The organism is Streptomyces sp. NPDC093600, from assembly GCF_044764755.1.
GTDB lineage: Bacteria > Actinomycetota > Actinomycetes > Streptomycetales > Streptomycetaceae > Streptomyces.
In genome coordinates this window covers 1-1,135 of record NZ_JBIWIU010000028.1, presented here as the reverse complement: position 1 = coordinate 1,135, position 1,135 = coordinate 1, and the positions used below count along the sequence as shown (strand labels likewise).

Annotated in this window: 1 protein-coding gene; it reads left to right on the top strand. The window is 66.3% G+C overall.

Features of this window, described 5'->3' with window-relative positions:
* Nucleotides 1-1,135, top strand: a 1,135-nt coding sequence (locus ACIRB4_RS31625) for a mandelate racemase/muconate lactonizing enzyme family protein (protein ID WP_403296105.1), incomplete at both ends; no start/stop codon positions are given.

Below are 1,135 nucleotides of genomic sequence, written 5' to 3'. Positions count from 1 at the left end.
TGCGGATCACGGGAATCACCACACACGTCGTCGGAACACCCTGGCGGAACCTGACCTACGTCCAGGTCCACACCGACGAGGGCCTGACCGGGGTCGGCGAGACCCGGATGCTCGGCCACACCGACGCCCTCCTCGGCTACCTGCGCGAGGCCGAGACCAACCACATCGCCGGCTCCGACCCCTTCGCCGTCGAGGACCTGGTCCGCCGCATGAAGTACGGCGACTACGGACGCGCCGGCGAGATCGTCATGTCCGGCATCGCCGTCATCGAAATGGCCTGCTGGGACATCAAGGGCAAAGCCCTCGGCGTCCCCGTATGGCAACTCCTCGGCGGCAAGATCACCGACCAGGTCAAGGCCTACGCCAACGGCTGGTACACCACCGAACGCACCCCCGACGCCTACCACCAAGCCGCCAAGAACGTCATCGCCCGCGGCTACCGCGCCCTCAAGATCGACCCCTTCGGCACCGGCCACCTCGAACTCGACCCCCCACAGACCCGCTACGCCGTCTCCCTCATCGAAGCCGTCCGCGACGCCATCGGCCCCGACACCGAACTCATGCTCGAAATGCACGGACGCTTCTCCCCCGCCACCGCCATCCGCATCGCCCACGAAATGGCCCCCTACCACCCCGCCTGGCTCGAAGAACCCGTACCCCCCGAGAACCTCAAAGCCCTCCAGAAAGTCGCCGACAAGGTCACCACCCCCATCGCCACCGGCGAACGCATCCACGACCGCATCGAATTCCGCGAACTCTTCGAAACCCAAGCAGCCGACATCATCCAACCCGACCTCGGCCACATCGGCGGCATCCTCGAAACCCGCAAACTCGCCGCCACCGCCGAAACCCACTACACCCTCATCGCCCCCCACAACGTCGGCGGCTCCGTCCTCACCGCCGCCAACCTCCAACTCGCCGCCTGCACCCCCAACTTCAAAATCCTCGAACACTTCAACGACTTCGCCGACGCCGACATCAAGAACATCGTCACCGGCGCCCCCCAGATCGACCCCGAAACCGGCTGCTTCCCCCTCCCCCACACCCCCGGCCTCGGCATCGAACTCGACACCGACGCAGCAGCCGAACACCCCCAACAACAAGCCCGCTTCGACCTCTGGGCCGAAGGCTGGGA